The following is a 21,681-nucleotide window of genomic DNA, read 5'->3' on the forward strand; positions in this document are numbered from 1 at the left end:
TATAGCTATATTGCAATATTACGATAAAGATTCAAAACAACAAATATTTTTTTAAATGAGTTGTTGGGGTCTGACTTATTGAAAGCGTATTAACGGTAAATTAGAAACGTAAAACCTTTGTCGCCATTAGTTTTTCTTTGCATGTTGTTGCAACAATTTCAAAGTATGCATCAATGCACTTTTGTTTGTCCAATCCTGATGTCCGGGAATTACATATTGAGGTTTACCAAATTTCTTTTGTATGTTTTTTATAGTAGTTGGCCACTGTTTTGTATCTGCATCACCCAAATTGCCAAGGTCAATAGCTTCTACACTCTTTATTAAACAGCCACCATATAAAACTTTATCTTTTTCAAACCATACCACAATATTATCAGGCGTATGCCCTGCACCACCATAATAAGTTTGAAACCTATATTGGCCAACCATGAAAACAGTGTCTTTATCAATTAAAAACTCCGCTTGCTTTTGATTCTGTGCTTTACAAATTAATGCTGTTTGCTTAGTGGTAAAAGTTTTTATGCCTTGTTGTTGGTAGTATTCCAATCCAGCCGTTCTGTCTTCATGCGAATGCGTAGCAATACTTATCACTACGTTTTTGCGATGCTTCATTTGAATGCTATCCAGTAAAGGTTGGAATTGTGTGGTATCCCAAGGTGTATCAATCATTACAACGCCACTGTCTGTTACCAAATAAAGTCCATTAGCAGGAAATGGTGTTCCTTTATATACATGATAAGTCGTATATACATAAAAGTCGCCTGTTAAATGCGTTATTGTTAAAGGACTCATTGCTGACTGAGAAAATAGTACTGTCGGGAAAATAAAACTGATTATAGCTGTTATAATTACTTTCATTACGCTTTCCTGTTTATCCAATCATGATAAGTCATTTCAAACTTAATTTCACCTTTTCCATGTATACCAATTTCTCTCCAACCTGCATTCCTGTAAAATGTTTCAGCCCTTGTTTTGGGTGCAGTACCCAGCCAAACAGTATCACTTGTTTGTGTAAAATACCAGTCTATCATTATGTCGTGTAATTGCTTACCTATTCCCTGCTTTTCAAACTCAGGTTTTAAAAATAAAGCCCAAATATTATTGTCTTTCAGGTCAGCAATGGAGAAACCAACTATCTCATTATTCACTTCACAAACCCAGCCTTTTCCTCTTACCGTCATAAATTCTTTGCAGTCTTCGTCTGTCACTAAGTTAGGGTTCGACAACATATTTTCTTTTACTGCATTTCTTACTATTTGTATTTGTTTTATATCGTCAATACTCGCTTCTCTAATATTCATTTTTTATCTAATTGTATTTTCAGTGTTAGTGTTTTTTATGCTAATGCAAACTCAACGGCTGCTTTTGAGTGCAATAATGCGGTGTCAAATGTCGGTACAGAAACATCCGCTTGTTGAATAAGCAAAGGTATTTCAGTACAACCTAAAATAATTCCTTCTGCACCATTATTGATTAAGTCTTCAATAATGGCTAGGTAATGTTGTTTGGTTTGTGGGGTAACTATCCCTTTGCCCAATTCATCAAAAATTGTTTGATGCACAAATGCCCTGTCCGTTTCATTGGGTATAATAGTTTCAATACCTTTACCTGTCAATTTCGAGGTAAAGAAGTCCAGCTCCATTGTGAATTTCGTGCCTAACAAACCTACTTTTTTCAATCCCATTTTTTCTATTTCGTTTGCAGTAGCTGTTGCTATATGAATAATAGGAAGCCCTACTTCCTTTTCAACCCTGTCCGCAATATAGTGCATGGTGTTTGCACACAAAACAATACCTGTTGCCCCACTCGATTTTAAATGATTACAAGCTTTTGCTATCATTTGGAAAGTACTTTCCCAATCGTTGGCATCATTGTTCTTTTTGATGTCGGCATAGTTAAAAGAGTAAATAACACATTGGGCAAAATTAAGCCCGCCCAGTTTTTCATTTATTCCTTCATTAATATGCCTGTAATAATCTGCTGTCGATACCCAACTAATACCTCCTATAAGTCCGAGTGTTTGCATATTTTGTTATTATTTTAATTATAATTAATCGTTACCTGCTTTGCAAATGTAGTATTAACAATATTTTTTTTGATTGTGCTTCAATAATTATTGTTTCATCGACTTTTATTCGTTGGAGTATAAAAATGATTGCGTTTTATCCTTAATTATTGTGATGTTACTCATTTTATAGGACATCTTTTACGCCCATCTTCGGTGTAGCAATAAATTAACATAAAACATGGAAAACAAGAAACACGTATCAGCACTCCATTCAGAAAGAAAAGAATGGTTAAATACTTTACAATTTTTCAAAGATGATATTCAATCATTACAAAACAGATTAGAAGAAATAGTAAAAGCAAATACAAAAAAGGAAATGACAGCTTTGGTTGAAAGTTACCAAAATCAATTCATCAGACAATTGGAAGTAAATGATGAATTAAGGCATAAAATAAATGCCGCTGAAGTAGCATTTGCCAGTGAAGAATCGAAAAATCCGGTAGCCACTGACCATAAACTGGCTCCTGACCACGTTGAATTGCGAGACGAAGTAGACACCTATTGCAATTTATTCAAAGCACTTCGTGATGGCTTCAACACTTTTGCAAGTAAAGTACTGTAAATTATTAAGGCCTATAAAAAACCTTGGTGAATGAAATTTACCAAGCCTAAAGTTAGCGCACGCCTATGGCGTGTGCTATTCTTACCAACAAGTATAACCTATAAGCTCTGGTTTTGCATTTGTTTTAAATTCTTGTTATGCTACTTTGTAATAATACCTGGTGTAATTTGTTTTGTCTTTCCATGAAATGGTCAGTTCGGTTGCTGTAATTTTGTTAATGATTCCCGTATCCATTTTTGCTTCCGTTGCTTTTATGATCAGGTTATCTGAGATAATAAATTTGGTAAAAGTATCTGCTGCATTCCGCCTGTAAGTATCATCTTTTACTTCCATGAGTGCAGGGGTGGTCAATTGTATCGCATCAGCATAATAACCATTACGTAATGCGCCCTGATAGGCTGTCCAAACTCCCTGTAGGTGTTCTTTTCTTATATCTATTAGCCCCATTGTTGATGTAGGATCAAATTCTTCCCAGCTAATAATTTTGCGCTTTACTTCAACTGTATCTCCAGTCCTGTTTCCTTGTGATTGAATAGGCGCTGTCTGAGAAGAACAACCAATTGTTATTGTAATAACAACTAGCCCGATTATATTTTTAATTCCTTGCTTATTCATAATTTTCATACTATTTAATAATTTAGATCTACAACAAAAAAGCCCTCTATACAAACAGTACAGAGGGCTTTTTTATCGGTTAGTTGAATTAACCTAAATTGGTATATACTTTTACCACATCATCGTCTTCCTCTATTACATCCAATAAAATATTAAACTCAGCTTCCTGCTCTTCAGTTAGTTCTATAGGTTGTGTAGGTATACGTTGTAATTCGGCATTCACTATTTCTATTTTTCTTTCTTCCAAAGCGTGTTGCATTTTACCAAAATCAGTAAAGGCAACCGATAAGTTAAAGTAACCTTCATCATCTACGTCCAGTTCTTCCAAACCTGCATCTATCATATCCAACTCAAACTCGTCCGGATTAATACCTTCACTTTTTATTCTAAAAATACCTTTGCGCTCAAACAAAAACTCTAACGAACCACTTACCAGTAATTGTCCGCCTTTTTTGTTGAAATAGCTACGTAAACTAGCTACTGTACGTGTTGGGTTATCCGTAGCTGTTTCTATAATCATGGCTACACTATGAGGGCCTTTGCCTTCGTAAATAACCTCTTCAAAATCTTTATCCTGTTTGCTGGTTGCTCTTGAAATGGCTGCATCAATATTGGTTTTAGGCATATTGATAGCTTTTGCATTGGCTATAATGGCACGTAAACGTGAGTTGCTGTCAGGGTCACCACTTCCACCTCCTGCTTTTACGGCTATAGCTATTTCTTTACCTATTTTGGTAAAGGTTCTACTCATTTTAGCGTATCTGGCAAACATTTTATGTTTGCGCTTTTCAAAAACTCTTCCCATATAATAAATCCAAATTAAAGTGTGCAAAATAATACTTGCAAACGCATTATCAAACTACCTGTTACCAAATCTTTTTTTGCTTGGCAAATAAGCCTACGGTACCAAAAATGTAAATATAAATAACAAATAAAATATCCAACGGAATAATAAACCAGGTAAGGTTCTGGTACTTTAATTTTTTAAAGGCCATGAAATAAATAACCGATTGGCTCACCAATTTAAAAACATACACACCCAATAGTATTTGCCATAAATAAAGGTCAGTTATAAGCAAGCCAATCAACGAAACATAAAACAATAAACTAGCGGCATAAAAACCACCCAATAACATTTTATGTTCAGGTTTGTAATATTTACCGGTAGTGTTATGCCTTGTTTTTTGTTTCACCCAATCGCCAAATGTTTTTTTGCTTTCGGTATATACAAAACTATCAGCATCCAACTGTATAGCCGTATTGCTATTGTTAGCAGCTTTGTTTACAAACAAATCATCATCGCCACTCATTATGTGCTGGTGCGAGGCAAAACCTTTTTGTTTAAAAAACAACTCTTTGGTATAAGCTAAATTACGGCCAACACCCATAAATGGTTTTAAACGAATAGCGGCCGAAAAATAAAACATACCCGTAATGGCATTTTCAAAACGGGCTATTAAATTAATAAAGGTATTTTGTGTAGTATAGGGCGAAAAACCCAATATAATTTCCTTATTGGGCGTAAACTTTTGAGCCATCAACGCCAGCCATTTGTTGCTGGCAGGCTTACAATCAGCATCGGTAAATACTAAATTATCGTATTGGGCAGCTTTAATACCAATGGTTAAAGCAAACTTTTTACCGGTAGGATATTTTTCCTGCTCTTTTAATTGGCTTATTTTTAAATGGGGATAAACTTCCTGGTAATACTCTAATAATTTCTGGCTTTCGTCCCAACTACAATCGTTTACTACTATTACCTCAAAGCTCGGGTAATCTTGCTCTAAAACCGCTTTTAAATTTTTTTCTAAATTCTTGTATTCATTGCGTGCTGCAATAATAACTGAAACAGGTGCTTGCTCGTTAGCAAGCGTTTGATTAGGCTTATAAAAACTTAATTTAGCAAAATAAAAAAAGTAATAATACAAAAGCACCAGCAAGCTTACTGCCAGTACTCCTATAAAAATACTATTTAAAAAGTTAAATGATATATCCATGAGCCGCAAAAGTAATAGCTAAACAAGCCTAGTTAACCCCAAATTTTAAACAATGTGTTGATTGCTAACCCCACTTACACGTAAAAAATGACTGGTTCCATAAAAAAAGCTTGTTAAAGTATAACCATTAACAAGCTTTTTTATTAAAAACCGGAATACTTAGTACCCGAATATATCAGTTAAACTCACTTCTACTACTTTACCGTATTTAGCCAAGCTGTTTATATCTACTTTTTCCTTAGAAGCTACTACAGTATAAAAATAAGGTTTACCTATAAAGTAAGTTTGGTAAAATGTATTTAAATCAGCAAAATTAATCTTATCCATTTTTTCATAAACATCCTTACGCATATCGTAATTAATACCTAACTTTTGGTTACTTACATAGCTGAAAATAATACTTTCATCATTTACTCTTTCTGTTTCAATACCACTTTTTATAGACGTTTTAGCAGCAACCAAATTAGCTTCGGTATGTGGTAAACCATTTAACAGCTCATTCATGGCAGGAATGGCCTCATTTATTTTATCGGCTTGCGTACCCACATAAGCAATGGTATAATAAGGATCGGCTTTTTTATTAGGTGTTTGAAAATGGCTATAAGTTGAATAAGCCAAAGCTTTGCTTTCGCGTATGGTTTGAAAAACCAAGCTGCTCATACCGCCACCAAAATACTCGTTAAATAATTGTGAAGTTGGTACCAGACTTACATCAAAATTTTTGTTTGAATTATGCAACCAGGTAACCTCTGCTTGTACCATTTTATAATCAGTAAAAAACACAGTATTCTCATTGGTTTGGTTACGCGTAAACTTAACCGCTTCCGGATATGGTAATTGTTTAGCCGGTACTTTATGGAAAGCAGTCAAGGTTTTGTTTAAACCTGCAACAGAACGTGGGCCGAAGTAATAAATAGTATGCTTGTATTGGTTTATTTTTTTTATATAATTTTCTACCAAATCAGTTGCTTTTAATTGTTTTAACTCATCGGTTGAAAGAATATGCGTTGACGGATTTTTAGTGCCATACATAGCGTAGGCAGTTAAAGCTCTGCGAATAGCTGCTTTGTTTAATTTAGCATCAGCACGACCCTTTAATAAACGTTCAATATAATCGTTTAAAGCTTTTTCATCAGGCTTGGCATTAGACAATAAATTTTCAAATAACTGGACTGAAGCCTCAAAATTTTCATTCAATCCACTTAAGCTCACATATACCTGCTCATCGCTGGCAGAAACATTGAAATCGCAAGCCAGTTTAAAAAACTCTTTGCTTATTTCTTCACTGCTCATTTTATCGGTTCCCAAGTATTGCAATAAATTAAAGGCAACAGGTAATTTTAAATCGTTAAACCTGCCCATATCCAGTACATAATACAATTGAAACAACTCATTGTCTTTATTCTGAACATAATAAATAGGTGTTTTTTCTTTTGATTTAGTAATGGTTAAATCCTTTTTATAGTTAACAAAACGTGGTTTAATATTATCGTTTGGTGTTTCTTTAATGGCAGTAACAAATGCAGAAACATCGTCCCTGTTTAAATCAACGGGGGTAATAGCAGGTTTAGGTACTTTTACTATCGATTTATCCTCGCCTTTGTTTTTATTGATTACCACATAATCGTTGGTAAAATATTTATTGGCAAAAGCAACAATTTCAGCCTTGGTAATACTATTCAAATTATCAACCATTCTTACTGCATCTTCCCACTTACGACTTAAAGTAAAAGCATCAAGCATAGCATACGCACGGCCTTGGTTACTTTTTTGCTCTTCAATTTTCGATATTTTTAAATTAGCAATAATGGCTTTCAATATGTTTTCATCAAAATCGCCTTTTTTAATTATATCAATTTGCGCTAGTAACAACTGGCGTACTTCCTCTAACGACTGTCCTTGTTTTGGTTTACCAGTTAAAAACAAAATGCTGTAATCGTGGTTTACCCAAGGGCTTGAAGAGGCCGATAATACTTTTTGTTGTTTAATTAAATTCAAATCAATTAACCCTGCTTTTGAATTTGCCAAAATCATATCACACATAGTTAACAATAACTCTTCCTTCGTACCAGAGCCCGATAACCTGTACCCTATCATTAAATTCTCTGCATCAGGCCCATATAGGTTTACTATAGTGGGTTCATTATTCGTATTTTCAACTGGGCTGTTAAAAGCAGGTACTGCCTTTGTTTGCATGTAACTAAATTTTTCATCAATCATAGCTATCGCTGCATCAGGGTCTATATCTCCACTTAAAACAATAGCCATATTGTTAGGCACATAATAACTATTGAAATAATTCCTGATTTTAACCAACGAAGGATTTTTTAAATGCTCAACCGTACCTATAGTTGTTTGTGTACCGTAAGGATGTTTCTTAAATAAATTACCCAATAAGGCTTCGTATACTTTTCTGCCGTCATTATCTAAACTAATATTTTTTTCCTCATATACTGCCTCTAATTCCGTATGAAATAAACGCAAAACAGGCGCACGGAAACGTTCTGCTTCAATGGTAATCCATTTGCTCAATTGATTTTGAGGAATATCGTTTACATAAACTGTTTGCTCCAAACTGGTAAATGCATTGGTTCCTTGCGCACCAATGGTATTCATCATTTTATCGTACTCATTGGCAATAGCAAAAGTACTGGCCACACCACTTACCGAATCTATCTGGTGATAAATGTCTGTTCTGGTTTTTTCGTCAGTTGTTTTATTATAAACCTCGTACAAAGCATCTATTTTATCCAACTGCTTTTTTTCCTCTTCCCAGTTTTTAGTGCCATATTTATCCGTTCCCTTAAACAACATATGTTCTAAATAATGCGCTAATCCTGTATTGTCTGCCGGGTCGTTTTTACTACCCGCTTTGGTAGCTATAAAAGTTTGAATACGTGGCTCTTTTTTGTTTACACTGATCATTACCGTTAAGCCATTTTGCAGCTTATAGGTGCGTACTCCCAATGGGTCGTTGGCTACAGTGGTATAAGTATATTTTCCATTAGCCGAAGTTTTTTGTAAGGTTACGTATTGAGGTGAAGTGGTGGCTTGTTTTACATTATTATTGTTTTGAGCAATAGCCTGTAAACCTGCCAATAAAGAAAGTGCAAATACTATTTTTTTCATTATGCTGTAATACTGAATTTTGAATTGAGGCGCAAGTATATACTTAAACTCAATAAATGTCTCGTTTTTTTTACAAATGGAAGTCTATGCGTTTTGGCAAACAATCATACGGTCATTTCCGTTAATATCTTTCATTACCTTTACTTCCACAAAACCTTTACTGCGCAGCATTTCAGCCGTTTGTAATCCGTAATCCTGATGAATTTCAAAAAATAAATACCCCTGATTTTTCAAACACTTTTTTGCATAATCGGCAATGGCAATATAAAACTGTAGCGGGTTTTTATTGGTAACAAACAGGGCTTCATGTGGCTCAAACTGGGTAACATTATTTTCCATCCCTTCCTGCTCATCCAATAAAATATAAGGTGGATTACTCACTATTACATCAAACAGTTCATTGCTCAAAGCATCAGAGGGTTCCAGAATATCTTCCACACTAAATATAACATTCGTACCTAACTCAGCTGCATTTTTAGTGGCTAAAGCCAGTGCTTCCGTGCTTTTATCAATACCAGAAACTTTTAAATGAGGCAATGCCAGTTGTAAACTAATGGCAATGCAGCCACTACCGGTTCCTATATCTATTAATTTAAGTGGCCCTTGTGAATTATTATTTTGCAAAGTAGTAATTACCAGCTCCACCAATTCTTCCGTTTCGTTACGTGGAATTAAAACCTGAGGTGTTACTTTAAATTTATGGCCATAAAACCAAGCATAGCCTAATATATACTGAACTGGCTCCGCATTTAACAAACGCCCCAAAATAGCTTCTAAAATATTTTCCTCGCCTTCTGTTAAATACTTATTAAGCAGTTTAATTTGGTGCGGTTTAATCAATAACACCTCTTCAAAAACCCAGTTAGCTATACTTTGCGCTTCACCGGGCTCATATAGTTTTTGTAACTTTAAATAGTATTGATTATAATAATCTTGCAAAATCATAAAGCGCAAACTTACCTACATTTTATATAATTGACACCCTGTTTTTAATTTATTCCCAATACACAAAAAGGCACCTATCTTTCATTATTTAAACAAGTGGTTTAAAATTATTCATTTAATTTGCGCCACATTCATGAACCACCAACTTTATATGCAACGTTGTATTGAACTGGCCCAAAACGGAGCGGGTTCAGTATCGCCAAATCCTTTAGTAGGGTGTATAATAGTGCATAACAATATAGTGATAGGCGAAGGCTGGCACCAACAGTTTGGCCAGGCCCATGCTGAAGTAAATGCCATTGCAGCCGTACAAGATAAATCATTGCTGAACGAAGCTACTTTGTATGTAAACCTCGAACCGTGCAATCACTTTGGTAAAACACCTCCTTGCGCCGATTTGATTATACAACACCAAATTAAACAAGTGGTAGTAGGTATAGTTGACCCATTTGAAAAAGTAGCAGGCAATGGCATAAGCAAATTAGAGGCCGCAGGTATTCATGTTACAGTGGGGGTATTAGAAAAAGAATGCCGGTTTTTAAACAGGCGTTTTATCAAATTTGTTACCCAACATAAACCCTATGTTATATTAAAATGGGCACAAACCCACAACGGTTATATTGCTCCTGATGCCGGTAAATTAACTGCCGAGGAGTTTGAACAACAAAGACATATTACAGGCTTTACCATACAAAAACTGGTACATAAATGGCGTACCGAAGAAGACGCTATTATGGTTGGAACCAATACCGCACTATTGGATAATCCTGCTTTAAATGCAAGAGCATGGCATGGTAAAAACCCAATAAGGATTGTTATTGACAGAACTTTGCGTTTACCCGATAGCTTAAAACTATTTGATAAAAGCATACCAACTATTGTATTTACAGAGCAACAAAAAGAATCAGCTAAAAACTTAACTTTTGTACAGATAGATTTTTCTAAAAACTGGTTTGAGGATATATTGAATCACCTGTACCAAAATCAAATTCAAAGCTTAATTGTAGAAGGAGGAAGTCAGTTACTGAATACCATTATTGATGCTAACCTATGGGACGAAGCTATTCAGTTTATTTCGCCCAAAACTATAAACGATGGAGTTAAAGCACCATTTATAAATGGCATAAACTATCAATCCGATACCATTGATGGAGTAACCGCCAATTGGTTATTAGCCCCTCAAAATTAATTTCACATAACAGCACTTTTATAACGCTCAATGATTTTTTTACTACTCAGTATACTCGCATCAACCATTACCGTTAGTTTCTTTAAGATATTTGAAAAAGTGGGTGTTAACACACTACAAGCTATTATTTTTAATTACCTGACTTGTGCTATTCTCGGTAATTTAATTGACAGTGAACAAGCTGTTATAACAACCACATTTTATAGCGAGGAATGGTTTAAATACACGTTACTTTTAGGTTTTTTATTTATCAGTATATTTTTTGCCATTGGTCAAACAACCCAGAAAATGGGCGTTTCTGTCAGTATGGTTTCAGCCAAACTATCTGTAGTTATACCTATTGTGTTTGCACTGGTTATGTATAAGCAAAATCTGGTTCCCATTCAAATATTGGGTATTATACTTTCATTGCTTTCCATTTATTTTATCAGCAAAAAACAAAACGCCACCAGTACAAACCAAGGAACATGGTTACTACCATTTATTGTATTTATTGGCAGTGGTTTTATTGACACCATACTCAATTTTATACAAACCCATTTTATACCCGCCACCAGCGAATCACATATTATTACCATTACCTTTACAATGGCTTTTGTTATTGGTTTTATTTACCTCCTTAACCTCGTTATTTTTAGGCAGGAAAAAATTAAACTTAAAAATATTTTCTGGGGATTTCTGCTCGGCCTACCCAATTATTTCAGCATGCTTTTTTTAGTAAAAACATTGAGCTATTATGCTACTGAAAGTGCAAGCATATTCCCCATTAACAACATTGGTATTGTTGCAGCAAGTACCTTAGTAGCCGTTTTGTTTTTCAATGAAAAACTAAACAAACAAAACCTAATTGGTTTAGGTCTGGCTTTAATTGCTATTATTCTCATTTCATTCCATCAATACATTGGACTTATTTTTTAACGATACCTATTATACCATTGGTCAAACAACCCAAGGTGAGTTTAAAGACAAAGGCAGCAAATTTATTGGGCTGGCTTTTCATGTTAAAACTGAAGACGAAGCCAAACAAATTATCAAACAATTAAAAAAGGAACATTCACAAGCCAATCACCATTGCTGGGCATTAATTTTAGGTGCGCAGAAAGAGTTTCAAAAAAGTAGTGACGACCGTGAACCAGCCAATACAGCAGGCAAACCTATATTAAGAGCCATACTACAGAAAAATGTAACACAAACACTCGTAGTGGTGGTTCGCTATTTTGGAGGTAAATTATTGGGAGTACCCGGCCTTATCAATGCCTACCATGCAGCAGCTGCCGATGCATTAGTCAATGCCATTATTCTTGAAAAACAAATAATAGAACAATACCAATTAGAGGCAGATTATTTAATGCATAATGCCATCTATAAAGTTAGCAAACATTTTACAATAAAAATTTACCAAACAGATAACTTTAACCCAAACTTATTTACATTTGAGGTTAGAAAATCGAAAGCCGATGAAGTTATTAAGCAACTGAACGATGCAGGAATAACACAAATAAAATTTATCCAAATCCTATGAAAAAACTGTTTACTGCTATAACCTTATTGTCAGGCTTACTAATTCAGGCGCAACAAAACAATTGCAGCACCTATATTAAACAAAAAACGGCCACACTAAGCATACCCGAAACAGGAATCAACAATGCCATAGCAGCCAATAAAATGGCAACACCAATGGCCGATGTAGCCAAACAAATTTTACTCAATACCATACCCGAATTACAACTTGATAATGTAGATATAAAACTGCAACATACTTACCAGAGTTTAGTAGGTACCCATTACCAGTTTATACAAACCTATTTAAACAAAGAAGTATACCAGTCCAATATAAAAATAGCCCTTAATAGTCAAGGTCAAATAATCAATATACTAAATAGCCTATCCGATTTACGCAATATAAAAACCAACAATATCCAATCATTAACCAATAGTGAATTATGGATGTTTGATGGTAGTAAGTTGATAAACGCAAACAAAAAAACAGTTGGCAATACCGAACAAATTATTGACCAAAACAACAATATACTTTACCAGCAAATTAAAAGCTTAAACAAAGGCCCGGTAGATACAAACGTTACAGTAAAACTATTTAACCCTGATCCACTTTCAACAGCTAGAAGCCCTTACGTAGCACCCTACTTAAACTACAACAAAATAGATACCCCTTCGCTAAACAATGAGAGGAAAAATGTTTCACTGTCATTACAATACAGTGATAGCGGGCAATTTATTGCAGCAAACAAATACGTACTCATTAAAGATATTTTTGCCCCCTTTGTTGATCCGTTTAAACTAAACAATATTTCAAACTTAGCAGTTACCCGCAATACCGATATATTCAAACAGGAAATGGCTATGTACCACATTAGCCAATACCAAAACATCATTCAGAATGTAGGTATAACCAATTTACAAAATCAATTATGGGTAGATGCTTTAGGCGATTTAAGCGAAAACTCAAGATTTGAATTTACAGATACCAATCCATACATGATACTAGCCATTGGAGGTATTCCCGATTCAGAAGATGCCGATGTAATTACCCATGAATACACACACGCTATAGGTTATTACATATCACCAAACTCAAGCGATGGAGAAGAAAGAATAGGTATAGATGAAGGCAATGCAGATATTATGGCTGTTTTATATTCACTAAAATTAAGCGACTATAATTGGCGAAAAGTATTTAATTGGGATGGTAACGAAACATGGAACGGCAGGAACACTTTAAACACCAAAAACTATAAAACAGACTTTACATTACAACGCTACGCTTTAGGCGATATTTGGAGTGGGGCCGTTACTGATATAGCAGAGTCAATAGGTGTGGACAATACCATTAAATTATTGATAACATCAATGGCATCATACCAAAACAATATGACCATTCCACAGTTTGCTCAGATAGTTTTACAAAACGATAGTATTCTTTTCAATAAAGCACACTATACAACTCTTACCAATTCATTTATCCAACGCAGTATCCTTAATCCAACCTCAGTTGATAATATACAAGGTCAATTACCTATACAGTTTATAAATACATACGGATTTGCCAATAACAACGAACGCTTACAAATTAACTTACCCCTTATGCAAGCCTTTAATATTGATGTGATAAACTTGGAAGGAAAATCAATTTACCAATTAAACAATCAGCACCAAACAGCTGTATTAAACGCCTCTGATTTTAAATCAGGTTTATACTTTGTAAAAGTAAGCGTAGGCGATAAATTATTTGTTCAAAAAATTATAAAAAACTAAATCAACATACGTGACCAAAACAGTTTTAATTACAGGAATAACAAAAGGAATAGGCCGTGCCTTAGCAGAATTATTTGCAGAAAAAGGATTTAATATAGCAGGTTGTGCACGCAACGAAAAAGAACTGAACGCCTTTAAAGCAGAACTCTGGAATAAATACGAAAACCAACGATTCTTATTGGCCTCAGTTGATGTAAGCGATAAAATTGCAGTGCAAGCATTTGCCAGCGATGTATTAGAAGAGTTTGAAAATATAGATGTGTTAATTAACAATGCAGGAGTATTTATTCCGGGAAGCATACTCACAGAAGAGGATGGCATTTTTGAACAACAAATAAATACCAATTTAGCCAGTGCATACCATTTAACCCGCGAAATAGTACCGGGCATGAAAAACAGGAAAGAAGGTTATGTTTTTAATATTTGCAGCACAGCCAGCATTACAGCTTATACCAACGGAAGCAGCTATTGCATAAGTAAATATGCTATGTTGGGCATGACTAAAGTTTTGCGTGAAGAATTAAAAAACTATAACGTTAAAGTAAGTGCGGTAATGCCGGGAGCCACGTTAACAGATAGTTGGAGTAATACAGAATTACCTGCAGAACGTTTTATCAAAACTACAGATGTAGCCAATACCATTTGGAATATATACTCCCTATCAAACAACACCGTTGTAGAAGAAATAATAATAAGGCCTCAGTTAGGTGATATAGATTAATAAGAAAGTTTATCGGGTTATAACATAAACGATGGCTATAACCAATAAAATCAAAACAACCCGTATTAAACTTTTTATCAATAAGCTTACATAAGCCAACACCGCAAAAATAAGTGCGGCTATACCTATGTATAAAATTGATTTTTCGTAAGAAAGTCCTGTTTCATTTATCCATTTACCAAAAGGATAAGCTGGTTTTAAATGCTGGTATCTTACATGGTAATATTCTATAAAAGCCATGCCGCTAACTATAGGGGCTGCGAGCATTAACAAAATAGAAAATATCTTTACAACTAACGATTTTATCATTCCAATTTATCTTATAAAAATTTGCTTCACTTCATATAAAATGAAGTGAAGCAAATCTCAACATGTTTATACCAAGGCAGCTTCTACTTTAGTTATTAATTCGTCAGCCTGTTGATGGTTCTTAGCCAGTAAATTTTTTGCATCTGCAATTAATTTATCAGCAAAAGTTCTATCCTTTAATTCTTTGGCATTTACTAAAACATTAAAGTATGCTCCACGTACTGCGGTTTTTACACACAATACACCTACGCCTGCATCCGTAATAGAATTTTGATTTCCTTTTTCAATCATTGCTTTCAGTAAATCCAAAGTATCAAAAGCAGTTTGCATTACCTTCAAAGGAACTTCGCAAGCATATTTAGTGGCATTTTCTATAGCCAAAGTTCTGGCTGCTTTTTCTTCATCAGTAGCTTTAGGTAAACCAAAGGCTAACATAATTTCATTAAAAGCATTGGTATCTTCATCTACCGCTTTCAATAATTTATCCTTTATAACCTGTCCTTTATCAGCCCACTCACTAAAATAAGCAACTTGCTCCTCCCAACCACGCTTACCTGCTGATAAATTAGCAACCATAGTTCCTAACGAAGCACCTAAACTACCAACATATGCACTAATTGAACCACCTCCGGGAGCAGTACTTTCACTGGCAGTTTCATTGGCAAAACTACGTAAGTTCATCCCAATTAATTTTTCCTTACCGGCATCCCTTAATTTATATTCAATTATTTTATTGTTGACATCAAAAGGAACCAATTCATCTAATCCCAATGACTTAATAGCTATTTGAATTAACTCCTCTTCACTTACGCCAACCGAACGTTTTTGTTTGTTTAAATAATGTCTTCCGGCCGCTAACATAGCTTCCAAAGGAATTAAGCCTACCAGCTCCGAACCAGTTACACGCATGCCTCTTTTTTCAGCGCTTTTACAAACCTCATCAAATGCCTGGTGAACAGAAGTAATTTTATAATTAGTCAGGTTAATACTTATCTGCGCAATACCATATTCTTCAATATACCACCCTATTGCTTTACAAGCCTTCAAAGTTCCGGGTATTCTTACCTCATTACCCTCAGCATCCTTTACTATTTTACCCGTAATAGGATTTCCCTCACGTAAAACCCTACCCGCTTCCCTGATGTCAAAAGCTACAGAATTAGCCAAACGAACCGACTTTGTATTTAAATTTACGTTATAGGCTATTAAAAAATCGCGTGCACCAATAACTGTTCCACCGGCTCTTTCATTAAACTCAACAGGTCCAAAATCAGGTTTCCATTCTGCTTGTTTTATTTTCTTAAAAAAACCTTCGTATTCCCCTGCTCTAATAACTGAAAGATTATTTCTTTCTTTATTCGGTTGTGCGTACTCATATAAATAAACAGGAATATTCAATTCCTCTCCAACTCTTTTTCCTAGTTTTTGTGCAAACGCAGCCGTTTCTTCCATGGTAATCCCACTTACCGGAATTAATGGGCAAACATCAGTGGCTCCCATTCTTGGATGCTCCCCTTTATGTTTACTCATATCAATAACTTCAGCCGCTTTTTTTATTGCTAAATAAGCCGCTTCAATAACAGCATTTGGTTCCCCTACAAAAGTTACTACCGTTCTATTAGTAGCTTTTCCCGGGTCAACATCTAATAACTTAACACCTTCTACACTTTCTATTACATCAGTAATCTGCTTAATTACCTGCAAATCGTTTCCCTCACTAAAATTAGGAACACATTCAATTAATTTAGTCATATTTCAATTTAATTACTTTAAAATTATAGGTGAGCGAAACTAATAAAATTTACTGTTTGAACAGTAATAAGATTTACCAAAAGTGCATAAAAAAAGCCACCTCACTCGTGAGATAGCTTTAATTAACAAAATTCCGTTTATTTATTGTAGCGCAGTTGGCATCGATTCTTTAGCTGAATAAAAATAAGTATCAAAAGGAGTATCTACATTTTGAAATATATCAATATGATAAATGCATTTTATTTCAAACAAAACCCCAACTACCATGGCTATAACTATTACAAAGTATAAAAACTTCATGAAATCAAGCATGTTTTTCACATAAAACAATACCGATTCAAACGCTCTGATGTACAGAGGTTGGCTTACACTATTTAACTTTGGGTTTAAATTAGCAAAAGAAGTTCTGTTTAATTCGTTTTTTGTAAAAGTTGCCATAGTTCTAATTATTTAAAGTTTAAATCTGTCCTTTTTCTTATTCGAATATACGTAAAACCTATTTGAATGGTTGTTAAATAATGATTAAATGGGTAGAAACGTCCACAAAATGCTTGTTTTCAAATATTTAAACTTATTAAGCATTCAAAACAAACTGCTATTTAAATAGGAAAACCGTTAGAAAAAGTGCTGTTTTAATCCAAAATCAGCCATTTACATAAAAAAAGAACTAAAAAAATAATCAAATGTCGCACTAAAACATTTACATGCCAATTTTTTGACAGTATTTACGAAGTATTATTGCTATTGGTTTTCTATTGTTTAAAAAACTTCTGATAAAACACTCCTGAAGATGAACTCAACTTTAAATAATACAATCCTGAAGGCAATATTGGAATATTCATCCCTAGTTCATTAGTACCCTTACCCAGTGAATAACTGCTCTCCAATACCAAGCTCCCATGTGCATCAATTAAACTCATATTACATTGATCCGATTGATTACTCCAGGCACTTAAATGCAATACATTTTCCGTTACAGGATTTGGATAAATAATAAACCCCTTTCCACTAAAATCCATTACTTCATTTACACCTACACCAGCATTAACGGTAAGAGTAAAATCCGTTAACGTATCCGTTATAGTTTGTTTAAAGATAGATACAGAAGCATCCACTTCAATAACAATTTGTAATGGATAAACTCCTTTTTGAGTAGGCGTACCTGTTACCAATATACAACCATTAGTGCCTCCACCAATAGCACAATTACCATTGTTACACTCATAAGCCATTCCATTCGGAACACCAATAATTTGTTTTATCCTTAATGAATCAACCTTGGCATTTACCAGACCAAAATTGGGTACATTTACTATGGTATCTTTAGTTACATAATATTGTAAAACCTGGCTATACGCTACATTTACTCTACCTGCTGGCAAAACCGAAGGAAAAACACCAGTAGATTTAATATTCAAATCTACATTACATACTTGTGCATTCAAGACGCCAGTATATAGCAATACCGTCATAACACATACACCCAAAAATTTAGTTTTCATAAGTTCAATAGTTTGTTTTTATATAATAAAATTCAATGCTTTTCTCTACTCCAATTAATTACCAATAACAAATTAACAATATTAATTGGAATCATTTACACCTAAGTCACTAGCTACCAATTTCATTAAGTTGAAAGCCTCCTCAAAATCATTTTTAATTTTACCATCCAATATAGCCTCCCTGATAGCATTTTTTATAATGCCTATTTCCTTACATGGTTGTAAATTAAATGTCTTCATTATCATTTCACCATCAATAGGAGGCTGCCAATTACGCAGTTTATCACGTTCCTCTACTTCAGCTACCAATTGCTGTACCTTATCTAAGTTGGCTTTATAAAGTTTCTTTTTTTCCTCAAATCGGGTAGTCATATCAGCCCTGCACAAAACAAATAAATCATTTAAGTCTTCACCAGCATCAACTATCAAGCGCCTGATAGCCGAATCAGTAACGCCATCTTCAGCCAAAGCCTTTGGCCTATGATGCAATGCAACTAACTTCTGTACATAGCGCATTTTTTCATTAAGGGGCAGCTTTAAATGATTAAATATTTGAGGTACCATTTTACTTCCTTTATCTTCATGCCCATGAAACTTCCAGCCACCCTCTTCTGCAATAAATCTCTTCGTTAATGGCTTGCCAATATCATGCAACAAGGCCGCCCATCTTAACCAAAGATCATTTGTTTCTTCAGTTATATTATCAACTACATTAATAGTATGGTAAAAATTATCTTTATGTCCCTTCCCTTGCTTTACTTCAACACCATGCATATTATATAGCTCTTTAAAGACAAGTTCCAACAGCCCGCTGTCAAAAAGCAACTTTAAACCTATAGAAGGTTTAGGAGATAACAATATTTTATTTAACTCTTCACTGATACGCTCAAAAGAAATAATCTTTATACGTTCCGCATTATTTTTAATAGCATCAAAAGTAGCCGGTACTATGGTAAAGTTTAATTGCGATGCAAATCTGATAGCCCTTAACATTCTCAAAGGATCATCACTAAAAGTAATAGCCGGTTCCAAAGGAGTTCTTATCAACTTTTGTTGTATATCTTCTAAACCACCAAAAGGATCAACAAACTCGCCAAATCTATTTTCATTTAAACATATAGCCAGTGCATTTATTGTGAAATCCCTCCTGTTTTGGTCATCAGCTAATGTACCTGCAAATACCTTTGGTTTTCTACTATCTGCTTGGTAACTTTCCTTTCTTGATCCAACAAACTCAACCTGCCATTCATCTGTTTTAACCATAGCAGTACCAAAGTTTTTAAAAATCGCAAAATCACTTTGCTTATTTCGTAAAGCAAATGATTTTGCCAATGGAAGAGCATCCCCAATTACAACAACATCAATATCCTTCGAAGCTCTATCTAAAATCAAATCCCGAACATAACCACCAATCAAATAGGTTTCTAAACCCAACGAATCAGCACATTGTTGAAGTTGTTTAAAAATAGGGCTTGTTAATTTTTCTCTCATTCTAAATTTTGTGCAAATTATTAAATATTATCTATTCCCCCTTAATATATTATACCTCTGTTATATATTTTGTAACACTAAAATCAGTTAGCATAAATATTAATCTTATAGTATTTTGCAGCAATATATTTCCTATGAACATTCAATTTAATGCATTTGCTTTAACCTTATTAATGTCAGGAATAGCCAATTTATTGCTAGCACTATTCGTATTCCAAAAAGTTGGAAGTGCAGTGAAGTGGTTTTCAATTATGATGCTTTGTATTTCCATTTGGTCCATTGCATACGCTTTAGAACTGGCAAGTAGTGACCTTAACCAAATGTTACTATTCATCAATTTTGAATATATAGGAATCACATTTCTCCCCTCAGCTTGGATTGTATTTGTCATTAAATTTACAGGAAAATCTAATTGGCTCACCCCACTAAATTATCTTAAAATCTTCATATTTCCGGCTATTGCCTTACTACTGGTTTGGACTAACAATCTACATCACTTACACTACCAAACAGTATCCGTAAGTAATGAAAGCAACTTCCCTTTATTATCTTTTCAACCCGGAATCTGGTACCATGTACATACAGTATATTTTTACTTTATGCTCGGCTGGGGTATTTTTATGCTCATTCGATTCTTTCAAAAAGGATATCTAATATACAAAAAACAATACATAGCTATTTTAATAGCAGCACTCATTCCATGGATTACAAATCTTATTTATCTAATAGGTTACAGGCCATTCCAACATATTGATTTAACTCCTTATGCATTTATTACTACTTCAGCAGCTATTGCTTTTGCGTTACTAAAATTCAGCCTGTTCAATTTAATTCCGCTTGCTCGTGAAAAAGTAATTGAAAGCATGAATGATGGAGTAATAATATTAGATTGGGATAAGAGAATAATTGATACCAACAAAATAGTAAGTCAATTTTTAGGGCTTACAAGTGACAACATAATTGGGAAAAAACTAAATGAAGTAATAAATAATCAAAACCTAACTACGCTATTACAGCATGGTAAAGATGATAAAACAATTATCAATTTAGACTCCAAACATTTTGAAATAACTTTTACAACAATCGTCAATAAAAATGCTATACAAAATGGAACACTATTATTATTTAGGGATATTACCGAAAATAAATTAGCAGAAGAAAAACTACAAAATCAAGCAGAGCAGTTACAAAAAACAAATGCATTAAAAGATAAACTGTTCTCCATTATCTCTCACGATTTAAGAACACCCTTAGCTAATTTAGTAAGTCTATTAGCTATTGCAAAAGAGGGTTATTTATCACTTGATGAATTGAAAGCCGTGCTTCCTAGCATTTCAGAAAATGTCGATTACACCTCTTCCCTTATTGATAATTTACTTAACTGGTCAAAAAGCCAAATTGATCAGGAAAGCACAGTGAAAGAAATACATTCAATAAAAGAAATTCTTGATAAAGAAATAACTTACCTATCCAAAAATGCTGCAGACAAAAAAATCGAAGTTATTAATTTAATCAGTAGCGATTGTACCCTATTAGTAGATAAAGACATGATGCAATTAGTATTCAGAAACCTAATTTCCAATGCTATCAAATTCTGTAATCAATTCGACACAATAACCATATCTTCAATTGTATCAAGTCACAAAACGACAATTATAGTAAAAGATACAGGAATCGGAATGGATGAAAATAAACTACAAAAACTATTCAGTACAGAAACATTTACTACATTAGGAACAAAAGAAGAAAAAGGCACTGGATTAGGCTTACATCTTTGTAAGGACTTTATTGAAAAAAACAATGGACAGATTAGTGTAAAAAGTGAATTAGGGACCGGAACAACTTTCACAATTGAGTTTCAAACTTGAACACTCAGATTAATCTATATCTCATAATTACAAACTCAATTCTATATGCTCTTACTATATAGAGCATAATTAGTTTTATGTAATGAGGACAACAACCAAAAATCATACGCCTAACTTATTTCGTTTTAGCATCCCCAAATTGCATAAAAAGCTATAAGATCATTTATAATCTTTCTATCATCTTTGAAGATTAAGACTGTGCGAAACAACAAACATAGTTAATTACTTAAAAAGTTTAAAAAATAAAAAAGGCTGTCTTT

Annotated in this window: 20 protein-coding genes; 7 read left to right on the forward strand and 13 right to left on the reverse strand. The window is 34.0% G+C overall.

Translation table 11 applies throughout. From position 1 onward, the window contains the following. Positions 1-126: 126 nt before the first annotated feature. The 3 genes from bla to V4538_14705 are packed head-to-tail and all read right to left on the reverse strand — an operon-like array spanning position 127 to position 2,026. Positions 127-858, reverse strand: coding sequence for a BlaB/IND/MUS family subclass B1 metallo-beta-lactamase (bla, locus tag V4538_14695; protein MES2382292.1), 732 nt, complete (start codon positions 856-858; stop codon positions 127-129). Continuing rightward, entirely contained in the window at positions 858-1,301 is a 444-nt protein-coding gene (locus V4538_14700) for a GNAT family N-acetyltransferase (GenBank protein ID MES2382293.1), read from the reverse strand. The genes bla and V4538_14700 overlap by 1 nt, the downstream gene beginning before the upstream one ends. 35 nt (positions 1,302-1,336) lie before the next feature. Next, positions 1,337-2,026, reverse strand: coding sequence for an aspartate/glutamate racemase family protein (locus V4538_14705; GenBank protein MES2382294.1), 690 nt, complete (start codon positions 2,024-2,026; stop codon positions 1,337-1,339). A gap of 220 nt (positions 2,027-2,246) precedes the next feature. Here V4538_14705 and V4538_14710 point away from each other — a divergent pair, with 220 nt between their 5' ends. Next, the gene (locus V4538_14710; GenBank protein MES2382295.1) at positions 2,247-2,630 is read left to right on the forward strand and encodes a hypothetical protein; all 384 of its coding nucleotides are present in this window, start codon (positions 2,247-2,249) and stop codon (positions 2,628-2,630) included. A gap of 135 nt (positions 2,631-2,765) precedes the next feature. Here V4538_14710 and V4538_14715 read toward each other — a convergent pair whose 3' ends face one another. The 5 genes from V4538_14715 to prmC form a co-directional block, all read right to left on the reverse strand. Continuing rightward, positions 2,766-3,245, reverse strand: a complete 480-nt coding sequence (locus V4538_14715) for a hypothetical protein (protein MES2382296.1) — start codon at positions 3,243-3,245, stop codon at positions 2,766-2,768. A gap of 88 nt (positions 3,246-3,333) precedes the next feature. After that, positions 3,334-4,050: a YebC/PmpR family DNA-binding transcriptional regulator gene (locus V4538_14720; GenBank protein ID MES2382297.1), complete on the reverse strand. Its 717-nt coding sequence runs from the start codon at positions 4,048-4,050 to the stop codon at positions 3,334-3,336. 61 nt (positions 4,051-4,111) lie between these two features. Next, on the reverse strand, positions 4,112-5,242 hold the full coding sequence (locus V4538_14725) for a glycosyltransferase (GenBank protein MES2382298.1): 1,131 nt from the start codon (positions 5,240-5,242) through the stop codon (positions 4,112-4,114). Between the two features lie 159 nt (positions 5,243-5,401). Next, positions 5,402-8,371: an insulinase family protein gene (locus tag V4538_14730; GenBank protein ID MES2382299.1), complete on the reverse strand. Its 2,970-nt coding sequence runs from the start codon at positions 8,369-8,371 to the stop codon at positions 5,402-5,404. A gap of 84 nt (positions 8,372-8,455) precedes the next feature. After that, entirely contained in the window at positions 8,456-9,316 is an 861-nt protein-coding gene (gene prmC, locus V4538_14735; protein MES2382300.1) for a peptide chain release factor N(5)-glutamine methyltransferase, read from the reverse strand. 133 nt (positions 9,317-9,449) lie between these two features. On the opposite strand from prmC, the gene ribD reads away from it, so the two are divergent. From ribD to V4538_14760, 5 genes are read left to right on the forward strand one after another with little or no spacing between them, the layout of a single operon-like run. After that, positions 9,450-10,505 (forward strand): bifunctional diaminohydroxyphosphoribosylaminopyrimidine deaminase/5-amino-6-(5-phosphoribosylamino)uracil reductase RibD, encoded by a 1,056-nt coding sequence (gene ribD, locus V4538_14740; protein ID MES2382301.1) that lies wholly within the window; start codon positions 9,450-9,452, stop codon positions 10,503-10,505. 30 nt (positions 10,506-10,535) lie between these two features. Beyond that, on the forward strand, positions 10,536-11,423 hold the full coding sequence (locus V4538_14745) for an EamA family transporter (GenBank protein ID MES2382302.1): 888 nt from the start codon (positions 10,536-10,538) through the stop codon (positions 11,421-11,423). Beyond that, positions 11,407-12,027: a YigZ family protein gene (locus V4538_14750; GenBank protein ID MES2382303.1), complete on the forward strand. Its 621-nt coding sequence runs from the start codon at positions 11,407-11,409 to the stop codon at positions 12,025-12,027. The genes V4538_14745 and V4538_14750 overlap by 17 nt, the downstream gene beginning before the upstream one ends. Further along, positions 12,024-13,778: a T9SS type A sorting domain-containing protein gene (locus V4538_14755; GenBank protein ID MES2382304.1), complete on the forward strand. Its 1,755-nt coding sequence runs from the start codon at positions 12,024-12,026 to the stop codon at positions 13,776-13,778. The genes V4538_14750 and V4538_14755 overlap by 4 nt, the downstream gene beginning before the upstream one ends. A gap of 10 nt (positions 13,779-13,788) precedes the next feature. Next, a complete protein-coding gene (locus V4538_14760) occupies positions 13,789-14,499 on the forward strand; it encodes an SDR family oxidoreductase (GenBank protein MES2382305.1) in 711 nt (236 codons plus the stop codon). Between the two features lie 9 nt (positions 14,500-14,508). On the opposite strand, the gene V4538_14765 is transcribed toward V4538_14760, so the two are convergent. From V4538_14765 to V4538_14785, 5 genes are all read right to left on the reverse strand, one after another. Next, on the reverse strand, positions 14,509-14,739 hold the full coding sequence (locus V4538_14765; GenBank protein ID MES2382306.1) for a hypothetical protein: 231 nt from the start codon (positions 14,737-14,739) through the stop codon (positions 14,509-14,511). A gap of 135 nt (positions 14,740-14,874) precedes the next feature. Further along, positions 14,875-16,560, reverse strand: coding sequence for a glutamate formimidoyltransferase (ftcD, locus tag V4538_14770; protein ID MES2382307.1), 1,686 nt, complete (start codon positions 16,558-16,560; stop codon positions 14,875-14,877). A gap of 141 nt (positions 16,561-16,701) precedes the next feature. Next, positions 16,702-16,998, reverse strand: a complete 297-nt coding sequence (locus V4538_14775) for a hypothetical protein (GenBank protein MES2382308.1) — start codon at positions 16,996-16,998, stop codon at positions 16,702-16,704. A gap of 314 nt (positions 16,999-17,312) precedes the next feature. Next, entirely contained in the window at positions 17,313-18,062 is a 750-nt protein-coding gene (locus V4538_14780; GenBank protein MES2382309.1) for a T9SS type A sorting domain-containing protein, read from the reverse strand. 81 nt (positions 18,063-18,143) lie between these two features. Next, entirely contained in the window at positions 18,144-19,553 is a 1,410-nt protein-coding gene (locus tag V4538_14785; GenBank protein ID MES2382310.1) for an HD domain-containing protein, read from the reverse strand. 134 nt (positions 19,554-19,687) lie between these two features. Between V4538_14785 and V4538_14790 the strand changes: the two genes are divergently transcribed. Then, positions 19,688-21,421, forward strand: a complete 1,734-nt coding sequence (locus tag V4538_14790; protein ID MES2382311.1) for a histidine kinase N-terminal 7TM domain-containing protein — start codon at positions 19,688-19,690, stop codon at positions 21,419-21,421. Positions 21,422-21,681: the final 260 nt, after the last annotated feature.

The organism is Bacteroidota bacterium (assembly GCA_040388375.1).
Classification (GTDB): domain Bacteria; phylum Bacteroidota; class Bacteroidia; order UKL13-3; family UKL13-3; genus JAAFJM01.

Coding starts and splice junctions, on each gene's coding strand:
- bla (MES2382292.1), bottom strand. CDS start 858: ATGAAAGTAATTATAACAGCTATAATCAGTTTTATTTTCCCGACAGTA.
- V4538_14700 (MES2382293.1), bottom strand. CDS start 1,301: ATGAATATTAGAGAAGCGAGTATTGACGATATAAAACAAATACAAATA.
- V4538_14705 (MES2382294.1), bottom strand. CDS start 2,026: ATGCAAACACTCGGACTTATAGGAGGTATTAGTTGGGTATCGACAGCA.
- V4538_14710 (MES2382295.1), top strand. CDS start 2,247: ATGGAAAACAAGAAACACGTATCAGCACTCCATTCAGAAAGAAAAGAA.
- V4538_14715 (MES2382296.1), bottom strand. CDS start 3,245: ATGAATAAGCAAGGAATTAAAAATATAATCGGGCTAGTTGTTATTACA.
- V4538_14720 (MES2382297.1), bottom strand. CDS start 4,050: ATGGGAAGAGTTTTTGAAAAGCGCAAACATAAAATGTTTGCCAGATAC.
- V4538_14725 (MES2382298.1), bottom strand. CDS start 5,242: ATGGATATATCATTTAACTTTTTAAATAGTATTTTTATAGGAGTACTG.
- V4538_14730 (MES2382299.1), bottom strand. CDS start 8,371: ATGAAAAAAATAGTATTTGCACTTTCTTTATTGGCAGGTTTACAGGCT.
- prmC (MES2382300.1), bottom strand. CDS start 9,316: ATGATTTTGCAAGATTATTATAATCAATACTATTTAAAGTTACAAAAA.
- ribD (MES2382301.1), top strand. CDS start 9,450: ATGAACCACCAACTTTATATGCAACGTTGTATTGAACTGGCCCAAAAC.
- V4538_14745 (MES2382302.1), top strand. CDS start 10,536: ATGATTTTTTTACTACTCAGTATACTCGCATCAACCATTACCGTTAGT.
- V4538_14755 (MES2382304.1), top strand. CDS start 12,024: ATGAAAAAACTGTTTACTGCTATAACCTTATTGTCAGGCTTACTAATT.
- V4538_14765 (MES2382306.1), bottom strand. CDS start 14,739: ATGGCTTTTATAGAATATTACCATGTAAGATACCAGCATTTAAAACCA.
- ftcD (MES2382307.1), bottom strand. CDS start 16,560: ATGACTAAATTAATTGAATGTGTTCCTAATTTTAGTGAGGGAAACGAT.
- V4538_14775 (MES2382308.1), bottom strand. CDS start 16,998: ATGGCAACTTTTACAAAAAACGAATTAAACAGAACTTCTTTTGCTAAT.
- V4538_14780 (MES2382309.1), bottom strand. CDS start 18,062: ATGAAAACTAAATTTTTGGGTGTATGTGTTATGACGGTATTGCTATAT.
- V4538_14785 (MES2382310.1), bottom strand. CDS start 19,553: ATGAGAGAAAAATTAACAAGCCCTATTTTTAAACAACTTCAACAATGT.
- V4538_14790 (MES2382311.1), top strand. CDS start 19,688: ATGAACATTCAATTTAATGCATTTGCTTTAACCTTATTAATGTCAGGA.